The sequence below is a fragment of the Rhizobium sp. CB2179 genome, from assembly GCF_057653455.1.
This window is the reverse complement of sequence record NZ_CM172781.1, coordinates 2200266-2220308: the sequence shown is the minus strand read 5'-3', so window position 1 is coordinate 2220308 and position 20043 is coordinate 2200266. Positions and strand designations below refer to the sequence as shown.

Below are 20043 nucleotides of genomic sequence, written 5' to 3'. Positions count from 1 at the left end.
TGGGATGACGTGATCAGCCCGGACGCTTTTTGTCGTCCCGGCTGCCGTCTGATCTGGGGAGGATAGAATGCGGGCAATTCTGGCAATTGACCAGGGAACCACCAATTCAAAGGCAGTTCTGGTTTCCGAAAAGGGAGAAATTGTTGGCAGAGGTTCGGCTCCAGTCGGCATCACCTATCCGAAACCCGGCTGGGTCGAACAAGATCCGCACCGGCTCTACGCATCCGTCTGCGAGGCGATCGACGCCTGCCTGAAGGCCACCCCCGACGTGGCTGTCGAGGCCGTGGCGATTTCCAATCAGCGCGAGTCAGTCACTGCTTGGGACGCCGAAACGGGAGAAGCACTTGGGCCGGTGGTAAGCTGGCAGTGCCGTCGAACGGCACAGGATTGCGAACGTCTCATTGCCGAAGGCCACCTTGACCGTGTGCAGGCGCTCACGGGCCTGCCGCTGGATCCGATGTTCCCGGGTTCGAAATTCCGATGGCTGCTCGACCGTATTCCGGCCGGGCGATCGGTGCGGCTGGGAACGGTCGACAGTTGGCTCGTCCACTGCCTGACCGGCGGGCGCCGGCATGTTTGCGACGCTTCGAATGCCGCCAGGAGCCAGTTGTTCGATCTCCTGGAGCAGAGATGGAGCGAGGAACTTGGCGAGATTTTCGGCGTGGATATCGCGCTCCTCCCCGAGGTACTCGACAGCTCTGCCGACTTCGGCAGGACGCAAGGGTTGCCAGGCGTGCCGGATGGAACTCCGATCATGGCCGTGATCGGAGACAGTCATGCTGCGCTGTTCGGTCATGGAGCATTCAAGCCGGGTGATGGCAAGGTAACCTTCGGAACCGGCTCGTCTGTGATGACGACGCTTTCGCGATTTATTCCTCCACGCAATGGCGTCACAACGACCGTCGCATGGCGCCTCCATGGAAAGCCGACTTTCGCTTTCGAAGGCAATATTCTCGTTTGCGCCGCCAGTCTCCCCTGGATGGCAGGCATTCTCGGCCTTTCGGACGTGGCGGCCCTTGTCGAACTTGCGGCGAGCGCCGAACCGGGCGGACCGGGCTTCGTGCCAGCATTCGTGGGACTGGGCGCACCCTATTGGAATTCCGACGCCCGTGCCCTGTTTTCCCAGATCAACTTCAATACGACACGTGCACAAATGGCGCGGTCGGTCACCGACTCGATCGCCCTCCAGGTGCACGACGTGATCGCCGCCATGCGAGCACAAAGCGGCGGCGAGCTCGGGGCGCTCTATGTAGACGGCGGACCGAGCCAAAACCGCTTCCTGATGCAATGTGTCTCGAACCTCATCGAACATCCCGTGATCCAATGCGAAGCACCCGAGGCGTCGGCTTTGGGGGCCGCATATCTCGCGGGTCTCTCACTTGGCCTGTGGAGCGATCTTCAGGTTATCGCAGAGCTGCCCCGCAGCTCACATATCATTGACCCGGAACCCGTGGATCGAGTGGTGCTTCTGGATACTTGGAATGATGCACTTGCCCGCTCGACGGCACGCGAAACAACGGCTAATGATGAATAAAAATTCACCCTAGGATTAGCGATGACTCGCCTCAATGAACTCCGCCTCATCTCACGGGTCGCCCAAATGTACCACTTAGAGGGACGGCGACAGGCGGAGATCGCAGAGCACCTTCGCCTGTCGCAGGCGACGGTGTCGCGCATGCTCAAGCGTGCCGAGGCCGAAGATATTGTGCGAACCAGCGTGACCCCTCCCGTTGGCACCTACAGCGAGCTTGAGAGCGCACTTCGCGAGAAATATGATTTGCCGGAGGCGATCGTCGTTGAGTGTACGGAAGATCGGGACGGAGCCATCATGGCCCGTATCGGAGAGGCAGCGGCTCATCTCTTGGAGGTAACGCTAGCGCCAGGGGAGATCATCGGCGTTTCGAGTTGGAGCCAGACCATCTCCAAGATGGTCGAGAACATTCATCCCCTGAAGAGCGCTCAGGCGAAATACGTCGTCCAAACCCTTGGAGGCATGGGCGATCCTTCAGTGCAGACGCATGCGACGCAGCTTACGACGCGGCTTGCTCGGCTGACTGGCGCTGAGCCAAAACTGCTCGCTGTGCAGGGCGTTACGACGTCCAGAGAGGCAAAATTTCTTATGCAGGCCGATCCATACGTTCGGGAGACGATGGACTTGTTCGGCAGCATAACGCTTGCGATCGTCGGAATCGGAGCAGTCGAACCGTCCGAACTTCTCGCACGGTCCGGCAACATCTTTTCGTCTCGCGAACTCTCTGATCTCGCGGAAGCGGGAGCCGTCGGCGATATCTCGCTTCGCTTCTTCGATAAAAACGGCAAGCCGGTCAAGACACCTCTGGACGACCGAGTCATAGGGCTTCCACTCGAGGATCTCGAACGGGTGGACCGGGTCATTGCTCTTGCCGGCGGGTCCAAAAAGACTGACGCGATTGCAGGCGCGCTCCGTGTGGGGGTCATCGACATGCTTGTTACGGACAAGTTTACCGCGCAGCGATTGATCAACTGATGAGGCTGGCGGTTGCCATCCTCAATGCGCTGTCCCATCCACGATCACGTGGTCGTACTCCATCGAGCATTTCTCCACCCGGGCTTCGACCCGGTAGATCTCCCGCAGCATTTCGGTGGTGACGACATCCCTTGGGGTGCCGCAGGCGTGCATGCGGCCGTTGGCGATGACGAGGACTTTGTCGGCGAAGCGAAGCGCCTGGTTGAGGTCGTGGATGGCGATCAGCACGATCATGCCTTTGGTGCGGGCCTGGCGGCGCATGAAATCGAGGACCTCGACCTGGCGGTGAAGATCGAGCGCGCTGGTCGGCTCGTCCATCAGCATGATCTCCGGCTCGCGGACCAGGGCCTGGGCGATCGAGACGAGCTGGCGTTGGCCGCCGGAGAGAGCGCCGAGATCGCGGAAGGCGATGGCGGTGATATCGAGCGCTTTCATGATTTCGTCGATGAAGCGCAGGTCGCTGTCGCTGACGGCCCAGGACTGGCCCTGCTTGCGGGCAAGCAGGATGGATTCGTAGACCGTCAGCACCGCATTTGCCGAGGTATCCTGCGGCATGTAGCCGATGGCGTTTTTCGCCTTCGAGCCTTCGACGACGACATGGCCCGGCCCCTTGAGCAGGCCGGTGATGCGCTTGAAGAGCGTCGACTTGCCGGCGGCGTTCGGGCCGATTACCGCCACGACCTCACCCGATGTCATCACCGGCGTCGTCACGTCTTCGACGAAGAGCTTGCGGCCGTGATAGGCGCCGACCGATTGCAACTGAAGCGCTACCACGACCGGCTCCTGTTCGAGAGGATGAGCGAGAAGAAGAAGGGCACGCCGACCAGCGCGGTGATGATGCCGATCGGAAAGACGACACCTGGTATGATCGACTTCGAGACGATCGAGGTCAGCGACAGCAGCAGTGCGCCTGACAGGATCGAGCCCGGCAGGAAGAAGCGCTGATCCTCGCCGAGGATCATGCGCGCAATATGCGGCCCGACGAGTCCGACGAAACCGATCGTGCCGACGAAGCTGACGGGGACTGCGGCGAGCAGCGAGACCACAAGCATAGTTTCCAGCCGGATGCGGCGGACATTAACGCCAAAGCTTGCAGCCTTGTCCTCGCCAAGGCGGATCGCCGTCAACGCCCAGGCATTGCGGGCAAAGAGCGGCAGGGCGATCAGCAGAACGGCAAGCGTTACCCAGATCTTCGGCCAGGTCGCCTTGGTGAGGCTGCCCATCGTCCAGAAGACGACAGCCGACAGCGCCTGTTCTGAGGCGAGATATTGCAGGAAGGCGAGCAACGCATTGAAGGTGAAGACCAGCGCGATGCCGAGCAGCACAACGGTCTGCACCGAGACGCCGCGGGCCTGCGAGACGAAATGGATGAAGAGCGTGGCGATCAACGCCATGATGAAGGCATTGACCGGCACCAGCAGGCCGGCTGCAACAGGCAGAAGCGGAACGCTGGTGACGATCGCAAGGGCGGCACCGAAACTTGCCGCGGCCGATATGCCGAGCGTGAAGGGGCTGGCGAGCGGATTGGCGAGGATCGTCTGCATCTGCGCGCCGGCGACGGAAAGCGACGCGCCGACGACGATCGCCATCACGGCAACCGGCATGCGGATGTCCCAGACGACGGCCCGCACCTGATCCGAAACGGAGGAGGGGTCGAGAAGGGCGGCGACGACCTCACTGAGGTTGTAGCGGGCCGGGCCCCAGGCGAGATCGACCGCAAAGGACAGGCAAAGCGCAGCCGTCATGGCGGCAAGGATCAGCAGCTTGCGCCGGGCGAGGGCGCGGTAGCGCTCCCTCCCGGCTTCGGCTTCGATCGATATGGCGGCGATCTCGGCCATGTCGGATTACTGACCCGCCTTGGCGTCGACCCAGTAACCCGGCTGGTAGGCGACCGGCAGGAATTTTTCGTGGAATTCCTTGAAGGTGGCATCGGGATCGAGATCGGCAAAGAGGTTCGGATGGAACCACTTGGCCAGCTGCTGCACGGCGACGAACTGGTAGGGGCTGGTATAGAACTGGTGCCAGATCGCGTGGACATTGCCGCCGGCAACCGCCCGGGAGCCGGTGAAGGCAGGGTTTTCCATCAGCGTGTTCAGCGCCTTGCGGCCGTCGTCGAAGGTGGCTGCTGCATTCGGGCCGACATTCACAAAGTCCTTGGCATTCTTGGTCTGGCTCCAGTTGGAGCCGGTGACGACGATGACGTCAGGATTGGAGGCGACAACCTGTTCGGCATTAATCGAGCCGGTATAGCCAGGCAGGAAATCGGAGCCGAGATTGTGGCCGCCGGCCCAATCGACCATCAGGCCGAAATTGTCAGGACCGAAGGTGCCGCAGCACTCCACCAAGCCGGCGGCGCGGTACATGAAGACATTCGGCTTCGGCGGATTGGCGGCCTTGAGCTTGTCGGTCACGCGGGCCAGCTGCTCTTTCCAGAAGGCGGCGACGGCTTCGGCGCGGTCTTCATGGCCGAAAATCTGGCCGAGGATCTTCAGGCTCGGCTCGGTGTTGGCAAGGATGTGCTCGCGGAAATCGATATAGACGATCTTTACGCCGATGCCGTTCAGCATGTCCTCAAGCTTCACCTCGTCAGCGGCCGCCTTGTTGCCGATCGGCAGCAGCAGCACATCGGGATGAAGCTTGACAACCGTTTCGGTCTGCAGCGTGCCGTCGGTCAGGTTGCCGAGGAAGGGCAGGTCCTTGCCCTTCGGAAACTTCTCGACATAGGCGTTGAAGCCGTCCTTGTCGGTGGTCCAGAGATCGTTGCGCCAGCCGACGATCTTGGCGAAGGGATCTTCCTTCTCGATCGGCGCGACGGCGTAGAGCATGCGGCCTTCCCCAAGGATCACACGCTCGACCGGCTTGTCGAAGGTCACTTCACGGCCGGCCACATCCTTGACGGTGAAGGATTGCGCCCAGGCCGAAAGCGGCATCAGGCTCGCCATCGCAGCCGCAGAGACTGCGAGTATTTTCACGAAATTCATCTGGAAATTCCCCCGAGGTCTGAATAATGTCCGCAGGCATAAGAAATATGACTTTATGAATCAAGTTCTATGTTTTAGAGCGTTTCCAAACTGATCCGATGCCGGGGTGCCTCAAATGAATTCCATGAATACGAACTACTCGATCCGCGACGAAATCCGCGACTTCTGGTCGGAACGGGCGGCGACCTTCGACCAGAGCGTCGGCCATGAAATCTTTTCGGAAGCGGAGCGGAAAGGCTGGCAGCGGCTGATCAGAAAACATCTGGGCGAGGGGCAGGCGCGCGCGGCGCTCGATCTCGCCTGCGGCACCGCCGTCATCTCGCATCTGATGCATGATGTCGGCTTTGCGGTCACCGGCCTCGACTGGTCGGATGCGATGCTGGCGCAGGCACGTGCCAAGGCGAAGAAGCGCGGCACCGATATCCGCTTCGTGTCCGGCGATGCCGAGAACACGATGGAGCCCAAGGACAGCTACGACGTCATCACCAACCGCCATCTCGTCTGGACGCTGGTGGACCCGGCTTCGGCCTTCAAGGAATGGTTCTCGGTATTGAAGCCGGGCGGCAAGGTGCTGATCCTCGACGGCAATATGGGCAAGGAAACCTGGGTCAAGGGCCTGCAGAAGCTCTGGACGAAGGTGACCGGCAAGCCGCCGGCGAGCCACATGTCGCCGGAGATGATGGCGCGGCACCAGAAGATCCGCTCACGCGTGCATTTCTCCAGCCAGATGCCTGCTGAAGCAGTCGTCGATCTTCTGCGCCAAGCCGGCTTTACGGATATTGTCGTCGACCGCAAACTCGCCGATATCCATTGGGCGCAGGCGCGCAAGATGCCGTTTCTGCGCGGGCTCGAGCGCATGGTGCAGGACCGGTTTGCGATTTGTGCGCGTAAGCCTGAGTGATGGGTTGGCGCTTGGGGACGGTCGGCCCTGCAGCAGGCGACGTTCCATCTACCTACGGCAGAAAATCTAGCGCGAGGATCAACCCAGCCTCCCTCATTCCTGTGACGTGCACAGGAATGAGGGTGGTGCGGGTAGGCGTACGGCCCTATTTTTCACCCACCAGTAACACTCATATGCCGCGCTACCGCTGGACGGTTATGCGTGCGGTCGATGATGAAGTCGTGGCCTTTGGGTTTGCGGGTGATGGCCTCGTCGATGGCGGCGTGGAGGAGGGCGTCGTCGTCGGTGGCGCGGAGTGCGGCGCGCAGATCGGCGGCGTCGTTCTGGCCGAGGCACATGTAGAGCGTGCCGGTGCAGGTGAGGCGCACGCGGTTGCAGCTCTCGCAGAAATTATGCGTCATCGGCGTGATGAAGCCGAGGCGGCCGCCGGTTTCTTCGACCCTGACGTAACGCGCCGGGCCGCCGGTCTGGTAATCGATGTCAGCAAGGGTGAACTGGTCCTCGAGATCGGCGCGCAGTTTCGACAGCGGCAGGTACTGATCGGTGCGGTCTTCTTCGATCTCGCCCATCGGCATGGTTTCGATGACGGTCAAATCCATGCCGCGGCCGTGGGCGAAGCGCAGCAGCTCCGGCATCTCGGCATCGTTGAAATCCTTCAGCGCCACGGCGTTGAGCTTGATCTTCAACCCTGCCTTTTGAGCTGCGTCGATGCCTTCCATGACCTTGGCGAAATCGCCCCAGCGGGTGATCTTGCGGAACTTGTCGGGGTCGAGCGTATCCAGCGAAACGTTGATCCGGCGCACGCCGCAATCATAAAGCTCCTCGGCGTGGCGAGAAAGCTGTGAGCCGTTGGTGGTCAGCGTCAATTCGTCGAGGCCGGCGCCGATCTTCCGGCCGAGTTGGCGAACCAGATACATGATGTTCTTGCGCACCAAAGGCTCGCCGCCGGTCAGCCTGATCTTGCTGACACCCTTGGCGATGAAGGCGGAACAGAGCCGGTCGAGCTCTTCCAGCGTCAGCAGATCCTTCTTCGGCAGGAAGGTCATATTCTCCGCCATGCAATAGGTGCAGCGGAAATCGCAGCGGTCGGTGACGGAGACGCGGAGATAGGTGACCGCCCGCCCGAAGGGGTCGATCATCGGGTCCGCACCTGCCGCCAGCGGCGATGCATTGCCTATCGTTCCAACTCTAGTATTCACCTGCATCTCCGTACTCTCGTCAATGTGGGCATATGCTGTTGTCGCGTCAAGGGAAACTGCCCGCGCGAGCATGCCAATTTCAGCTTGCGCCGAAAAAGATCAACGCCTACTCCTCGCATGAGAAGAGGACAAAATGATGAGCGATATCTGGCCGAGCGAACTTCGCGTATCGAAAGACAGGCAGCGGCTGGTGGTAACCTTCAACGACGGCCAGAGCTTCGACCTGTCGGCCGAGCTCTTGCGCGTGCTGTCGCCCTCGGCCGAGGTGCAGGGCCATGGGCCGGGGCAGAAGGTGACGGTGCCGGGCAAACGCAATGTCGCGATCATCTCGATGATGCCGACCGGCAATTACGCGGTCCGGATCGGCTTCGACGACATGCACGATACCGGCATCTACACCTGGACCTATCTACGCGAGCTCGGCGAACAGGGACCTGAGCTGTTTTCGGCCTACGAAGCCGAGCTGAGCGAAAAGGGCATGAACCGCGACACGGCGGAGAAGCCGCGCTGACGCTCACCTGAGCCGCTATCACTTTCAATCCATGCATAATCCAGCCATCGGGGGGCCATATGGCGAAAACGAACGGAAAGAACTGGCTGCGCGCCAAGGGCAGCGCCAGCAGCAACAAGGTGACCTTCCTCGAACTGTTCTTCGACCTGGTCTTCGTCTTTTCGATCTCGCAGCTCTCGCATGCGCTCGCCGCCCACTACACGCCGCTCGGTGCAGCCGAAGCAGCGCTGATGACCTTCGCCGTCTGGTGGGTGTGGATCTTCACCGCCTGGGTGACGAACTGGCTCGATCCTGACAAGATGCCGGTGCGCGGGATGTTGGTGGCGCTGATGATGCTCGGCCTGCTGCTGTCTGCCTCCATCCCCGAGGCTTTCGGCGACAAGGGCCTGCTGTTTGCCGGCGCCTATGTGGCGATGCAGGTCGGGCGCTCGCTGTTTACGACCTATGCGATGACGCGCGTCGACCGCGCCAATACGCTGAATTTCGTCCGCATCACCGCCTGGCTCGTGGCAGCAGGCGTCTTCTGGATCGCCGGCGGGCTGCTCGAGCATGAAGCCCGGCTGATCGCCTGGGTGATAGCGCTTGCGATCGAATATGCCGGGCCCGCCGCGGGCTTTGCCGTGCCGGGGCTTGGGCGTTCGACAGCGCGGGACTGGGACGTTTCCGGCGCGCACATGGCGGAGCGCTGTGCACTCTTCGTGATCATCTGCCTCGGCGAAGCGATCCTCGTGTCCGGCCGCACCTTTTCGGAGCTGCCGTTCTCAGGGCTGACCAGCGTCGTCTTCGTCACCGCCTTCATCGGCACGGTCGCCATGTGGTGGCTCTACTTCCGCTTCGGCCACGGGCGCGCCGCCCACCGCATCGAGCATGAGGAGACGCCGGGAAGCTTGGCGCGGCAGGCCTTCACCTATGGACATATCCCAATTCTTGCCGGCATCATCGTCCATGCGGTCGCGGTCGAGTTCATGTTCTCGCATCCGCATGAAACCGGTGATCTCGGCATCGCCGCAGCCGTGCTCGGCGGCTCCGGCCTATTCCTGATCGGCAATCTCTGGTTCAAGGGCGCGACCAGCGGGCGGATGCCGCTCTCGCATCTCGCCGGCCTGGTGTTTTTGATCCTGCTTGCCTTTGTCGCGCCTTTCATCGAGGTCTATCTGATGGGCATTCTGGCGACGCTGGTGCTGATCGTCGTCGCCGCCTGGGAATACCGCTCGCTGACGGGCACGGAGGCGGCGCCGACGCTGCATTGAACATCAGTCCTCGTCGCGCAGATCTTTCAGCAGCACAGTGATGATCCGCTCCATCGAATCGGCAGTCGCCATGCATTGCTCTATCGGCTCGTCCGACAGCACGCGGTCGATGAGGCCGGTCTGGATGGCCATGGCTTCCTCACTCAGTTTCCGACCCTCTGGCGTCAAATAGAGGCGCAGCACGCGCTTGTCGCGCTCGTCATCGCGGCGAAGGATCAGGCCGCGCTTCTCCATCTGCGGCAAGAGCATGCTCATATTGGAGCGGCCGACCAGCAGTTTGCGCGCCAGCTCCTGCTGCGAGATGCCTTCGAAACGATAGAGATTGACCAGGATATCGAGGTGCGGCGGCTTGATATCGAGATCGGCAAGCGAGCGGGCCAGGGATTGTTGCATCAGCTGGCAGGCGCGAGCCACCGCGATCCAGCTGCGAAAACGCGGATGATCCCAGGGAAGGGATTGATTTTTGTTCATCGTTGTACTTTATTGTTCAGTGTTGAACAGTCTTTTGGAATCCCACTATGGCAAACTTTGCGCTTGACGTCACCCGCCTCGGGTTTTCGGTTCTGCAGGCGGTTTCTCCTGATCTGGCAGGCAAAGCGGCGTTCCAGCTGTTCTGCCGGACGCCATCGACAAAGCCGAAGGGAGCAAAGGCGAAAGCGGTGCATGCAGCGGGTGCGCTCCGGCTTGCCGGTGCCGAACGCTTCACCCTCCGGCTTGCCGGCGGGCGCCAAGCGCATGCCTATCGGCTGAACGGCGGGGCGAGGGGTAAACGCAAGCGCTATCTGGTGACACATGGCTGGGGATCGAGCGCGGCATATATGGCCGAACTCGTCTCGATGCTTGCGGCAATGGGCGCGGAGGTCGTGGCGCTCGATTTTCCCGGCCACGGCCGTTCCGGCGGACGCTTCCTGCATATGGGGCTTGCGGTCGAGACGATCGCGGCGGCCGAGGCGCGCTTCGGCGCATTCGATGCGGCTATCGGCCATTCCTTCGGCGGTGCGGCGCTGATGGTCTCGGCGGCGGGGCTGCTGCCTGGTGTGGCGCCTGTCACCGGCGAGAGACTGGTGCTGATCGGCGCGCCGAGCGAGATGGGCTCGCTGTTTACCGATTTCGGCGGGATGATCGGCCTTCGCCCTACAGCGCAAGCGGCACTGGAGAACGAGGTCCATCGCATCACCGGACGGAGACTTGAGGATTTCGACGTCGGCGGGGCTGCGGGCGGCATCGGCCGGCCGGTGCTCGTCATCCATGCCGAGGACGACAAGGAGGTGTCGTCTCTCCATGCCAGGCGCTATGGCGCAGCGGGGAAGGGCGTTCGGCTGTTCTGGGCGAACGGCTTCGGCCACCGGCGCATCATCGGCGCCGAGCCGGTTCTTGCCGCGATCGCGGCGTTTCTCGACGGCGATCGAGGCGTGGTTGAAGTGCCCGATGAAAGCATCAAAAAAGATGCGGAGATCATTCCGTTTTTTGAGCTTCCGGCAAGGCGCGCGGCATTGTAGCGTCCGTCGCGAAGATCAAGCCGCGGCGGGACGCCTCATGAAAATCATCAGCAGCATCGAAGAGCTCAATACGATCTACGGCGCCGGGCTTTCGCCGGCCTCCGTCGCCAAGGTGACGAAGCAATTGACCCCCCTCTATCGCGAGATGATCGAGATCTCACCGTTTGCGGCGCTTGCGACCGTCGGCCCGGAGGGTCTCGACTGTTCGCCGCGCGGTGATCTTGGCGGCGTGGTGCGCGTCGCCGACGACGAGACGCTGCATCTGCCGGATTGGCGCGGCAACAACCGGGTCGATTCGCTCTCCAACATCGTGCGCGATCCGCGCCTGGCGCTGATGTTTCTGATCCCCGGCTCGAACACGACGATGCGCATCAACGGCCGCGGCGTCGTTTCCGACGATGAGGCGCTGCTTTCAAGCTTCGAGATGGACGGCAAACATCCGCGCACCGTCGTCGTGATTTCGATCGACGAGGTCTATTTCCAATGCGCGCGCGCCGTGATGCGGGCCGAGCTGTGGAATGGAGAACACTTCGCCGATCCGGCAAAGCTGCCGACGCCCGGGCAGATGCTGAAGGCCGCAACCGGCGATTTCGACCAGGAAACCTACGATCGGGAATGGCCGGGGCGGGCGGCGAAGACGATGTGGTAGGGTGTGGTGCCGAGAAGCGGACACCCACCTCTCTTCCCTCATTCCTGTGCTTGTCACAGGAATCCAGTGCCCAAGTGCTTGGGCGCGGAAGATATTTTCACGGTCGCAAAGAGTTATTCACCGCGCAGACGCGTGGTGGCTGGATTCCTGTGACAGGCACAGGAATGAGGGAGCAAGCGGCTACCTCGTCCGTTCCCTCGGACTCCTGGCGGACAAGGGAGCCATCGGCGCGAACCGGACAACAGTCTAAGCCGTCACGTTGTGGTGACAGCGTGCGCACGGCGACCGATTACCCTCACGTCTTATAAATCAGCCAGCTCTTGGTGAAATCCTTCTGCATGCCGTCCTGATAGAGGATGGTGCAGTTGCGGCCGGCATTCTTGGCGCCGTAGAGCGCGATGTCGGTCTTGCTGTAGAGTTCGCCGGCATCCTCGGCATTGGAGGCCATGCAGATGCCGATCGAGACGGTGACCGGGCCGTAATTCACCCGCGTGCGGGAATTCTTGAAGGGCGTCGTCTCTAGCGTGCGGCGGATGCGCTCGGCGATGCCGGTGACTTCCTCAGGCGTGTTGCCGTCGATGATGAGGGCGAACTCCTCACCGCCGGTGCGGGCGACGAAGATGTCGCGACGGACATTGCTGCGGATGACGGAGGCGACGGTGGCGAGCACCTTGTCGCCGACCGGATGGCCGTAGGTGTCGTTGATCTTCTTGAAATTGTCGATGTCGCAGAGCAGCAGCGCCGTCACCGGCCGCATGCTCGAATTGTCGAAGATGGCGGCGAGGCGGTCGTCGAAGGCGCGGCGATTGGAAAGGCGGGTCAGCGAGTCGGTGTTGGCGATGCGCTTGTATTCGTCGAGTTCCTTGCGGACCTGATCCATCTCCTGCGAGCGCTGGACGACGTCCTCGACGGTGCGTTCACCATGCGCCATTGTGTCTCCGGTTGCCTGGCTCAGCAGATCGATGGCGTTTTCGATCAGTTCGACGCTGGCATTGCTCTTTGAGGTAATGCGCTTGTGGGTTTCGCCGAGCAGCTTGGTATAACTTTCGAGCGAGCTCTGCTCCTGCTTGAGAATGCGCAGCAGGCCATCGAGTTCGCCTGATATGCGCGTATGGGCATCGTCGAAGACACGGGCCGGGCTGTGGGTGAAGTGCTGCGCGCCGAGCGCATCGAGTTCGGCCTGGGTCACCTGGCCGCCGAGGGCCGCGAGCTCACGGGTCAGGGCCGGATTGGAGCCGATATAGGCCTCGTAGAAGAGTTCGTAATTGCGCGGTATCGGCGCAACGCCCATGGAGCGCATGGCATAGGTGATCTGACCCGCAACGTCGGGAACCTGCACCTTCGGCGCGACAGCCGTATTCATCCGGCGAACTCCTCATATATTCAAAGGCAATATTCCATTTGTTAGCTTAAATTTCTTGGGAAAAGATTAAAGCGATATATACCAAAGATTACATACGACAAATGCCCCATGGGTCAATACTTCGATCAGGCCTATGATTTTCCACGGGAAAAAGTATCTTTAGCGGCACAGTGCGTACTCGCTGAGCGGGAGCGTTGTCTGGAAAACTTACAGTTCTTCTCTGCCGGAGACCGTATTCATCTTGTCGACAGTTGGTTTTGGCCGTTTCGTATTGCAGTGGCAGTATTTCGGGTTGATATTTCTTGGTGGCAAACCCGATCGTAGCCTGCAAGCCAGGGCGTGAGATCGTGGAAACCTCCCGCCATATTTCTTTTGCCATCCTTGCCTTCACCGTCTTCGCCGCCGGCACCTTGTTGCTGGAGCACACCGGCTTCTTCGCCGGCGCGTTCCGCACGGAGATCCTGGCGAGGGTCGATGCCTGGGATGTGGTGAGTGCGAGCGAGGCGGTGACGGCGCGGAACATCGGCGCGTCGGATAAGGCGTCGGCACGGTAGAGCAGGCGCAGCCTGCCCCGTCACCCCAAATTCAGCTCCTGGAAGAAATCATTGCCCTTGTCGTCGATGACGATGAAGGCGGGGAAGTCTTCGACTTCGATCTTCCAGACCGCTTCCATGCCGAGTTCGGGATATTCGAATACTTCGACCTTGCGGATACAGTCCTGAGCAAGACGGGCGGCGGGTCCGCCGATCGAGCCGAGATAGAAGCCGCCGTGCTTCTTGCAGGCTTCGCGCACGGCGCGCGAACGATTGCCCTTGGCGAGCATCACCATCGAGCCGCCGAAGGACTGGAACTGGTCGACATAGCTGTCCATGCGGCCGGCCGTGGTCGGGCCGAAGGAGCCGGAGGCGTAGCCGGCGGGCGTCTTGGCGGGACCGGCATAATAGACCGGGTGGTTTTTCAGGTAATCGGGCATGCCTTCGCCCTTTTCCAGCCGCTCGCGGATCTTGGCATGGGCGAGGTCGCGAGCGACAATGATGGTGCCCGACAGCGACAGGCGCGTCTTGACCGGATGCCTGGAGAGTTCGGCAAGCACGTCTGCCATCGGCCGGTTGAGATCTATGCGCACTGTCGATTCCGACAGTTTCGCCTCGTCGATCTCGGGCATGTATTTCGACGGATCGGTTTCGAGCTGCTCGATGAAGATGCCATCGCGGGTGATGCGGCCCTTGGCTTGGCGATCGGCGGAACAGGAGACGCCGAGGCCGATCGGCAGCGAGGCGCCGTGGCGGGGCAGGCGGATGACACGCACGTCATGACAGAAATACTTGCCGCCGAACTGGGCGCCGACGCCCATCTGCTGGGTCAGCTTGTGGATTTCCGTCTCCATCTCGATGTCGCGAAAAGCGTGGCCGCTCTCGGACCCTTCGGTCGGCAGCTCGTCGAGATAGCGGGTAGAGGCGAGCTTGACAGTTTTGAGGTTCATCTCGGCCGAGGTGCCGCCGATGACGATCGCCAAATGGTAGGGGGGACAGGCTGCCGTCCCTAACGTCAGGATCTTCTCCTTAAGGAAGTCGATCATTCGGTCATGGGTCAAGAGCGAAGGCGTGCCCTGGTAGAGAAAGGTCTTGTTGGCCGAGCCGCCGCCCTTGGCGACGAAGAGGAATTCGTAGGCATCGGTGCCTTCCTCGTAGATGTCGATCTGGGCCGGCAGATTGTTCCTGGTATTCTTTTCCTCGAACATTTTGATCGGCGCGAGCTGCGAATAACGCAGGTTCTTCTTCTCATAGGCATCCATGACGCCGCGGGCGAGTGCGGCGGTATCCTCCCCCTCCGTCCAGACCCTGCGGCCTTTCTTGCCCATGATGATCGCCGTGCCGGTATCCTGGCACATCGGCAGCACGCCGCCGGCGGCGATATTGGCGTTCTTCAGCAGGTCGTAGGCGACGAAACGGTCATTGTCGGTCGCTTCGGGATCGTCGAGGATCGAGGCGAGCTGCTTCAGATGGCCGGGACGCAGCAGGTGGTTGATGTCGGCAAAGGCGGTTTCGGCCAGCAGGCGGATCCCCTCCGGCTCGACGGTCAGGATCTCCTGGCCCTTGAACGTGTCGACCGAGACATGGTCGCCGCTGAGCTTGCGATAGGGGGTGGCATCCTTGCCGAGGGGAAAGAGATCGTCAGCCATCGAAGTGACCTTTCTGGTAGGGCGTCGCTAGATTGGAAGCGGTCTAAATCCGCCACGGGGCAAATGCAATCGGGATGCGGCGGACTCTGGAGTGGGGGGCATGTCGTGCCGCGTTTTGCAGTCGGCACGTCACACGCGGTAAGCGAGTGAAAGAACAGGCGAAATCGACATTTGTCGCGAAACAGACGACTTCAGGTTGCCTTCGGTCCGCGGCCAGTTCATATTCCCGGCAGCGTTAACCTGCCGGGGCTTCCAATGACAAATGCAAAGCCAACTGCTGTCGACGACCTTCTCGTTTTTTTCGAAGACAATTGGATCCGCGGGAATCTGCTGCGCCTCTCCAGCGATCCCGAGGGAGCGGACATGTATGTTCGCTTCGTCAATGGCGTGCGTATCGACGCCAAACATGGACCTGACCACGAAACGATCATAAGGGGCGAATACGGAACCTTCAGACTTAAACCTGACGGTCACTTCGAGTACGAGCTGGACTACACGCTCGACGTCGTGAAAAATTTAACGAAATACGATCAGCTCATCGAGAAGCTGAGCTTCAAGATGTCCGATGGCTCAGGAGGCACGGACCTCGGCGTGTTGACGCTCGCGATCGACGGCGTCAACGAAGGCGATAAATACCACGAAATCCTCGATTTCGACGATTTGGGCGTCACGTCGAGGGCCGATAATTTCTCTCTGCCTGATTATCGCAACTTTGCGCTCTCGGTGAATGGAAGCCACGAGGTGACGCTTCTGAACGGGTATGTCTACGATACCATCCCGGGTGTCGACGCCATCACCGAGGACGGTTTCAGCGATACCGTTCTATCGCCGGGTTCTGCGCCCGTAAGCTTGAAAATGCTCGATGGCGGGGAATTCACCTTTCAGAGCGTTTCGATTGCCGAATTGTCGGCAGCGCCCTTTCACCTGACGCTCACCGCGCTGAACGACGGCCAGATCGTTTATCAGCAGGAGCTCGAGGTCACCGGCCCCACTCTCGAGGTCAATCTCGAAGACATCGAAGAAATCAGGTTCGATTTCATGGGCAATTCCGTCGTGATGGACAATTTTTCGCTGTTTGCCTTGCTATAGGCTGGAGGGAGTTGCGGCATATCACCTTCCCCCCGCGAGCGGGGGTCCGAAGGACGGGTCGAGACCTGTGGCTCGACCCCGGTTGGTGGCGGCAGCCGGATCAGGGGCTGTGGCCTATGCGACCTTCCTACTTCGGCCCGATCATCGATTCCGGGCGCACGATCTCGTCGTACTCTTCCGATGTCACCAGGCCGCTGGCGAGGGCCTCTTCCTTCAGCGTCGTGCCGTTCTTGTGCGCCGTCTTGGCGATCTTCGCGGCTGCGTCGTAGCCGATCTTCGGGGCGAGTGCGGTCACCAGCATCAGCGAGCGTTCGAGGCCTGCCTTGATATTGTCCTCGCGCGCCTCGATGCCGACGACGCAGTTGTCGGTGAAGGAGACGGCGGCGTCGGCGAGCAGTTGCACCGACTGCAGGAAATTATAGGCCATCATCGGATTGTAGACGTTGAGTTCGAAATGGCCCTGGCTGTCGGCGAAGGTCAAAGCCGCGTTGTTGCCGAAGATATGGATGCAGACCTGGGTCAGCGCCTCGCACTGAGTCGGGTTGACCTTGCCGGGCATGATCGAGGAGCCGGGCTCATTTTCCGGCAGCGCCAGCTCGCCGAGGCCGGCGCGCGGGCCGGAACCGAGCAAGCGGATATCGTTGGCGATCTTGAAGAGGGCGGCGGCTGCCGCATTGATGGCGCCATGGGAAAAGACCATGCTGTCATGCGAGGCGAGCGCCTCGAACTTGTTCGGCGCGGTGACGAAAGGCATGTCTGTGATGGCGGCGATCTCCTCGGCGACCTTTTCGGCAAAGCCCACCGGCGCGTTGAGGCCGGTGCCGACGGCAGTACCGCCCTGGGCGAGCTCGCAAAGGCCGGGCAGGGTCATTTCGATGCGCTTGATAGCGGAGCCGACCTGGGCGGCATAACCCGAAAATTCCTGGCCGAGCGTCAGCGGCGTCGCATCCTGGGTGTGGGTGCGGCCGATCTTGATGATGTGACTGAATTCGGTGACCTTCATGTCGAGGGCGGCATGCAGGTGCTTCAGGGCCGGCAGCAAGTGATGGGCGATCTGCTCGGCGCAGGCGATGTGCATGGCCGTCGGATAGGTGTCATTCGACGACTGGCTCATATTGACGTGATCGTTCGGATGCACCGGTTTTTTGGAACCCATGACGCCGCCGAGCATTTCTATCGCACGATTGGAGATCACTTCGTTGGCATTCATATTGGACTGCGTGCCTGAGCCGGTCTGCCAGACGACCAGCGGAAAATGGTCGTTCAGCTTGCCCTCGATCACCTCCTGGGCGGCGTCGACGATCGCTTTGCCGAGGCCAGGATCGAGCTGGTCGAGCGACATGTTGGCGCGGGCGGCGGCCTGCTTGACGATTCCGAGCGCACGCACGATCGACAGCGGCTGCTTTTCCCAGCCGATTTTGAAATTGCCGAGCGAACGTTCGGCCTGGGCGCCCCAATATCGGTCGGCGGCGACGTCGATCGGGCCAAAAGTATCGGTTTCGGTGCGGGTTGCGGTCATCAGCCTTGCCTTCCCTTTACATGCTGTTTTCGGGCATCTTCGAAAGATGAGGTCTTATAGGTTGGAAAGTCCGACAAGAAAACTGGATGCCGTGCGAAATATTGAAACCGGAAGTCATGTTTGCGCAGGCTTTTCGGCGTGCCTTTTAAGCCACTTTGGAAATTTTATGCATCCTGGCGTTTTCGCCGCACTGGTCTGGCGGCGAAAATTCGGTAAAAAATTAACCAATAATTTCATAATTTTGTGTGAACTGCTGGGCGGCGCCGTGCAGGATCTCCGTCACACAAAATTGAGTCCGCCGGCGCTGGCGGCGCAGGCCGGTTTCTGATCAATGAGGCCCTACGCTGCTTGAGTTTCGCGGGATTTGAGCTTGAGCCTTGCGCTCGTGACAAGAACAGCATGACACCGGGACTGGAAGATATATGACGTTCGTTTTGAAAAGCGCGGCATCCGCATTGGCAATTTCCTGCGGCGTGGCAGCAATGAGTGCCGCACCCGCGCATGCTTATACATTGATGGACATGCTGCGCGGTGACAGGCAGCGGACCCAGAGCACTATCTTCATGGACCAGATGCCGCCCGGCCGTGTGGGTCCGCGCGGCGGCGTCGGCGGATCGCTCGGCGGGCTCGATCCGGAAGCGCCGCTGCCGAAGGTGAGCGGTCCTCGTTATTATACTTATAAAACCGAGACGCTGCAGTTCATCGATACCGGCAGGTTCGCCGATCCCGTCGTCACCGGCGCGGTCGCCGATGTTTCGGGCAGCGGCGATGCCAGCGCCGAGCCGGCCGTGCAGCGCCGTTTCCTGGCGCAGGCCAAGGTGCGCGCCAATGCCGACGTCGCAAAGGCGCTCGAAGCCTATTACGGCGACAGCCGCAATCCGCTCGTCTGGGTCGAGGGCAATCAGGTCAACGACCGCGCCAAGTCGGCGATGCTGGCACTTGCCGATGCGACCTCCATTGGCCTCGACCCGGCGGACTACGCCGTCCAGACGCCTGATATCGACCCGGCCAATCCCGATCCCGCCTTCCGCGATCGGGCGCTGACGCAGTTCGAACTCGATCTCTCCGCCAAGGTGCTGGCTTTCGTGCAGGACACGGTGCGCGGCCGCATCGATCCGAACAAGATCTCCGGCTATCACGACTTCCAGCGCAAGGTGGTTAACCTGGCCCCGGTGCTGAAGCTTGCCCGCCTGAGCCCCGATGTCGGCGCCTATATCGCCAGCCGCTCGCCTGATAGTTCGCAATTCCAGGCGCTGAAGGCGGAGCTTGCCAAGCTTCGCGCCGCCGACGGCGGCAATGAGGAGCGAATCGTCGTTTCGCTCGACAGGCTGCTGAGGCCTGGTGACAGCTCGCCGGAGATCGCCAATATCGTCAAGGCGATCGGCAAGCACGGTTCCGAAACGCTGAGGACCGATCATGCGGCAACGCTTGCTGCTTACGCCGGCAGCATCGACTATTCGCCTGACATCGTTTCGCTGGTCGAGGGATTCCAGAAGGAGCGTGGGCTGAAGGCCGATGGCGTCATCGGCCAGGCGACCGTGCGCGCCATGACCGGCGGCGACACCAATGCCTCGAAGATCGACAAGCTCGTCGTCGCCATGGAGCAGGCGCGCTGGCTGCCGGAAGATCTCGGTTCCCGTTATGTCATGATCAACCAGCCGGCCTACATGGTCTACTACCACAATGACGGCAAGGAACAGCTGTCGATGCGCGTGGTCGTCGGCGGCAAGAACAACCAGACCTATTTCTTCGACGACGAAATCGAGACGGTCGAGTTCAACCCTTTCTGGGGCGTGCCGCAGTCGATCATCATCAACGAGATGCTGCCGAAGCTGCGCTCGGATCCGAACTATCTCGACCAGCTCGGTTATGAGGTCGAGGTGAACGGCCACGCTGTCGCCTCCTCGAGCGTCGACTGGTACGGCTCGACCAACAATGTTTCGGTGCGCCAGCCGCCAAGCAGCGACAATGCGCTCGGCGAACTGAAGATCCTGTTCCCGAACAGCCACGCGATCTACATGCATGACACGCCGTCGAAGAGCTTCTTCAAGCGCGACATGCGGGCGCTGAGCCACGGTTGCGTACGCCTTGCCGATCCGCGGGCGATGGCGGCGGCCGTGCTCGGCACGACGGTCGACGACGTCGCCAAGCAGATCGCCAGCGGCCAGAACCATGCGGTGCGCGTGCCGCAGAAGATCCCGGTCTACGTCTCCTACTTCACCGCCTGGCCGAACAAGGACGGCGTGGTGGAATATTTCGACGACGTCTACGGCCGCGACGCCTATGTCGACAAGGCCTTCGACGCGACGACCAAGGCGCGTGGAGCGCAGATCTGATAATTGGATTTGATTAGTGATGCCGGCGGGCAGTCTTTGGGCTGCCCGTTTTTGTTTT

At 61.0% G+C, this 20043-nt stretch carries 19 protein-coding genes; 11 read left to right on the top strand and 8 right to left on the bottom strand.

The window, feature by feature from the left end; genetic code table 11:
- Positions 1–67 precede the first annotated feature (67 nt).
- Positions 68–1534, top strand: a complete 1467-nt coding sequence (locus AC244Q_RS11065; RefSeq protein WP_017994287.1) for an FGGY family carbohydrate kinase — start codon at positions 68–70, stop codon at positions 1532–1534.
- A gap of 21 nt (positions 1535–1555) precedes the next feature.
- A complete protein-coding gene (locus tag AC244Q_RS11060; protein ID WP_017994286.1) occupies positions 1556–2506 on the top strand; it encodes a sugar-binding transcriptional regulator in 951 nt (316 codons plus the stop codon).
- 21 nt (positions 2507–2527) lie between these two features.
- Here AC244Q_RS11060 and AC244Q_RS11055 read toward each other — a convergent pair whose 3' ends face one another.
- From AC244Q_RS11055 to AC244Q_RS11045, 3 genes are read right to left on the bottom strand one after another with little or no spacing between them, the layout of a single operon-like run.
- Positions 2528–3280, bottom strand: coding sequence for an ABC transporter ATP-binding protein (locus AC244Q_RS11055; RefSeq protein ID WP_017994285.1), 753 nt, complete (start codon positions 3278–3280; stop codon positions 2528–2530).
- Positions 3274–4344, bottom strand: a complete 1071-nt coding sequence (locus AC244Q_RS11050; RefSeq protein ID WP_017994284.1) for a FecCD family ABC transporter permease — start codon at positions 4342–4344, stop codon at positions 3274–3276. The genes AC244Q_RS11055 and AC244Q_RS11050 overlap by 7 nt, the downstream gene beginning before the upstream one ends.
- 6 nt (positions 4345–4350) lie before the next feature.
- Positions 4351–5487: an ABC transporter substrate-binding protein gene (locus AC244Q_RS11045; RefSeq protein ID WP_017994283.1), complete on the bottom strand. Its 1137-nt coding sequence runs from the start codon at positions 5485–5487 to the stop codon at positions 4351–4353.
- A 115-nt stretch (positions 5488–5602) separates the two neighbouring features.
- On the opposite strand from AC244Q_RS11045, the gene AC244Q_RS11040 reads away from it, so the two are divergent.
- The gene (locus tag AC244Q_RS11040) at positions 5603–6388 is read left to right on the top strand and encodes a class I SAM-dependent methyltransferase (protein ID WP_026157378.1); all 786 of its coding nucleotides are present in this window, start codon (positions 5603–5605) and stop codon (positions 6386–6388) included.
- A gap of 152 nt (positions 6389–6540) precedes the next feature.
- Here the strand turns inward: AC244Q_RS11040 and moaA are convergent, their stop codons facing one another.
- Positions 6541–7587, bottom strand: a complete 1047-nt coding sequence (moaA, locus tag AC244Q_RS11035; RefSeq protein WP_026157377.1) for a GTP 3',8-cyclase MoaA — start codon at positions 7585–7587, stop codon at positions 6541–6543.
- A gap of 136 nt (positions 7588–7723) precedes the next feature.
- Between moaA and AC244Q_RS11030 the strand changes: the two genes are divergently transcribed.
- Both AC244Q_RS11030 and AC244Q_RS11025 read left to right on the top strand, forming a co-directional pair.
- Positions 7724–8098 (top strand): gamma-butyrobetaine hydroxylase family protein, encoded by a 375-nt coding sequence (locus AC244Q_RS11030; RefSeq protein WP_032996649.1) that lies wholly within the window; start codon positions 7724–7726, stop codon positions 8096–8098.
- Positions 8099–8157: 59 nt separating this feature from the next.
- Entirely contained in the window at positions 8158–9348 is a 1191-nt protein-coding gene (locus AC244Q_RS11025) for a low temperature requirement protein A (protein ID WP_017994280.1), read from the top strand.
- 3 nt (positions 9349–9351) lie between these two features.
- Here the strand turns inward: AC244Q_RS11025 and AC244Q_RS11020 are convergent, their stop codons facing one another.
- Entirely contained in the window at positions 9352–9819 is a 468-nt protein-coding gene (locus AC244Q_RS11020; RefSeq protein ID WP_011652244.1) for a MarR family winged helix-turn-helix transcriptional regulator, read from the bottom strand.
- Positions 9820–9866: 47 nt separating this feature from the next.
- On the opposite strand from AC244Q_RS11020, the gene AC244Q_RS11015 reads away from it, so the two are divergent.
- Together AC244Q_RS11015 and AC244Q_RS11010 are read left to right on the top strand one after the other, a co-directional pair.
- A complete protein-coding gene (locus AC244Q_RS11015) occupies positions 9867–10847 on the top strand; it encodes an alpha/beta hydrolase (protein ID WP_017994279.1) in 981 nt (326 codons plus the stop codon).
- 37 nt (positions 10848–10884) lie between these two features.
- Positions 10885–11496, top strand: coding sequence for a pyridoxamine 5'-phosphate oxidase family protein (locus tag AC244Q_RS11010; protein WP_017994278.1), 612 nt, complete (start codon positions 10885–10887; stop codon positions 11494–11496).
- Positions 11497–11791: 295 nt separating this feature from the next.
- On the opposite strand, the gene AC244Q_RS11005 is transcribed toward AC244Q_RS11010, so the two are convergent.
- Positions 11792–12859 (bottom strand): GGDEF domain-containing protein, encoded by a 1068-nt coding sequence (locus AC244Q_RS11005; RefSeq protein ID WP_128407319.1) that lies wholly within the window; start codon positions 12857–12859, stop codon positions 11792–11794.
- A gap of 347 nt (positions 12860–13206) precedes the next feature.
- Here AC244Q_RS11005 and AC244Q_RS11000 point away from each other — a divergent pair, with 347 nt between their 5' ends.
- Entirely contained in the window at positions 13207–13413 is a 207-nt protein-coding gene (locus AC244Q_RS11000; protein ID WP_113548344.1) for a hypothetical protein, read from the top strand.
- Positions 13414–13433: 20 nt separating this feature from the next.
- On the opposite strand, the gene AC244Q_RS10995 is transcribed toward AC244Q_RS11000, so the two are convergent.
- Positions 13434–15041: a fumarate hydratase gene (locus tag AC244Q_RS10995; protein ID WP_113548339.1), complete on the bottom strand. Its 1608-nt coding sequence runs from the start codon at positions 15039–15041 to the stop codon at positions 13434–13436.
- 255 nt (positions 15042–15296) lie between these two features.
- Here AC244Q_RS10995 and AC244Q_RS10990 point away from each other — a divergent pair, with 255 nt between their 5' ends.
- Positions 15297–16130: a VCBS domain-containing protein gene (locus AC244Q_RS10990; protein WP_012757718.1), complete on the top strand. Its 834-nt coding sequence runs from the start codon at positions 15297–15299 to the stop codon at positions 16128–16130.
- Between the two features lie 127 nt (positions 16131–16257).
- On the opposite strand, the gene fumC is transcribed toward AC244Q_RS10990, so the two are convergent.
- A complete protein-coding gene (gene fumC / locus AC244Q_RS10985; protein WP_012757717.1) occupies positions 16258–17649 on the bottom strand; it encodes a class II fumarate hydratase in 1392 nt (463 codons plus the stop codon).
- A 61-nt stretch (positions 17650–17710) separates the two neighbouring features.
- Between fumC and AC244Q_RS10980 the strand changes: the two genes are divergently transcribed.
- Both AC244Q_RS10980 and AC244Q_RS10975 read left to right on the top strand, forming a co-directional pair.
- Positions 17711–17977 carry a hypothetical protein gene (locus tag AC244Q_RS10980; RefSeq protein ID WP_128407318.1) on the top strand — a complete coding sequence of 89 codons (267 nt, stop codon included), beginning with the start codon at positions 17711–17713 and terminating at the stop codon, positions 17975–17977.
- A gap of 94 nt (positions 17978–18071) precedes the next feature.
- A complete protein-coding gene (locus AC244Q_RS10975) occupies positions 18072–19985 on the top strand; it encodes a L,D-transpeptidase family protein (protein ID WP_113548340.1) in 1914 nt (637 codons plus the stop codon).
- The last annotated feature ends 58 nt before the right edge of the window (positions 19986–20043 follow it).

Excerpts from the sequence above, each read along its gene's own strand:
- AC244Q_RS11015 (WP_017994279.1), top strand. The coding sequence starts at position 9,867 with ATGGCAAACTTTGCGCTTGACGTCACCCGCCTCGGGTTTTCGGTTCTG.
- AC244Q_RS11010 (WP_017994278.1), top strand. The coding sequence starts at position 10,885 with ATGAAAATCATCAGCAGCATCGAAGAGCTCAATACGATCTACGGCGCC.
- AC244Q_RS11020 (WP_011652244.1), bottom strand. The coding sequence starts at position 9,819 with ATGAACAAAAATCAATCCCTTCCCTGGGATCATCCGCGTTTTCGCAGC.
- AC244Q_RS11060 (WP_017994286.1), top strand. The coding sequence starts at position 1,556 with ATGACTCGCCTCAATGAACTCCGCCTCATCTCACGGGTCGCCCAAATG.
- AC244Q_RS11025 (WP_017994280.1), top strand. The coding sequence starts at position 8,158 with ATGGCGAAAACGAACGGAAAGAACTGGCTGCGCGCCAAGGGCAGCGCC.
- AC244Q_RS11005 (WP_128407319.1), bottom strand. The coding sequence starts at position 12,859 with ATGAATACGGCTGTCGCGCCGAAGGTGCAGGTTCCCGACGTTGCGGGT.
- AC244Q_RS11065 (WP_017994287.1), top strand. The coding sequence starts at position 68 with ATGCGGGCAATTCTGGCAATTGACCAGGGAACCACCAATTCAAAGGCA.
- AC244Q_RS10990 (WP_012757718.1), top strand. The coding sequence starts at position 15,297 with ATGACAAATGCAAAGCCAACTGCTGTCGACGACCTTCTCGTTTTTTTC.
- fumC (WP_012757717.1), bottom strand. The coding sequence starts at position 17,649 with ATGACCGCAACCCGCACCGAAACCGATACTTTTGGCCCGATCGACGTC.
- AC244Q_RS11030 (WP_032996649.1), top strand. The coding sequence starts at position 7,724 with ATGAGCGATATCTGGCCGAGCGAACTTCGCGTATCGAAAGACAGGCAG.
- AC244Q_RS10995 (WP_113548339.1), bottom strand. The coding sequence starts at position 15,041 with ATGGCTGACGATCTCTTTCCCCTCGGCAAGGATGCCACCCCCTATCGC.
- AC244Q_RS11040 (WP_026157378.1), top strand. The coding sequence starts at position 5,603 with ATGAATTCCATGAATACGAACTACTCGATCCGCGACGAAATCCGCGAC.
- AC244Q_RS11045 (WP_017994283.1), bottom strand. The coding sequence starts at position 5,487 with ATGAATTTCGTGAAAATACTCGCAGTCTCTGCGGCTGCGATGGCGAGC.
- AC244Q_RS10975 (WP_113548340.1), top strand. The coding sequence starts at position 18,072 with ATGACGTTCGTTTTGAAAAGCGCGGCATCCGCATTGGCAATTTCCTGC.
- AC244Q_RS11050 (WP_017994284.1), bottom strand. The coding sequence starts at position 4,344 with ATGGCCGAGATCGCCGCCATATCGATCGAAGCCGAAGCCGGGAGGGAG.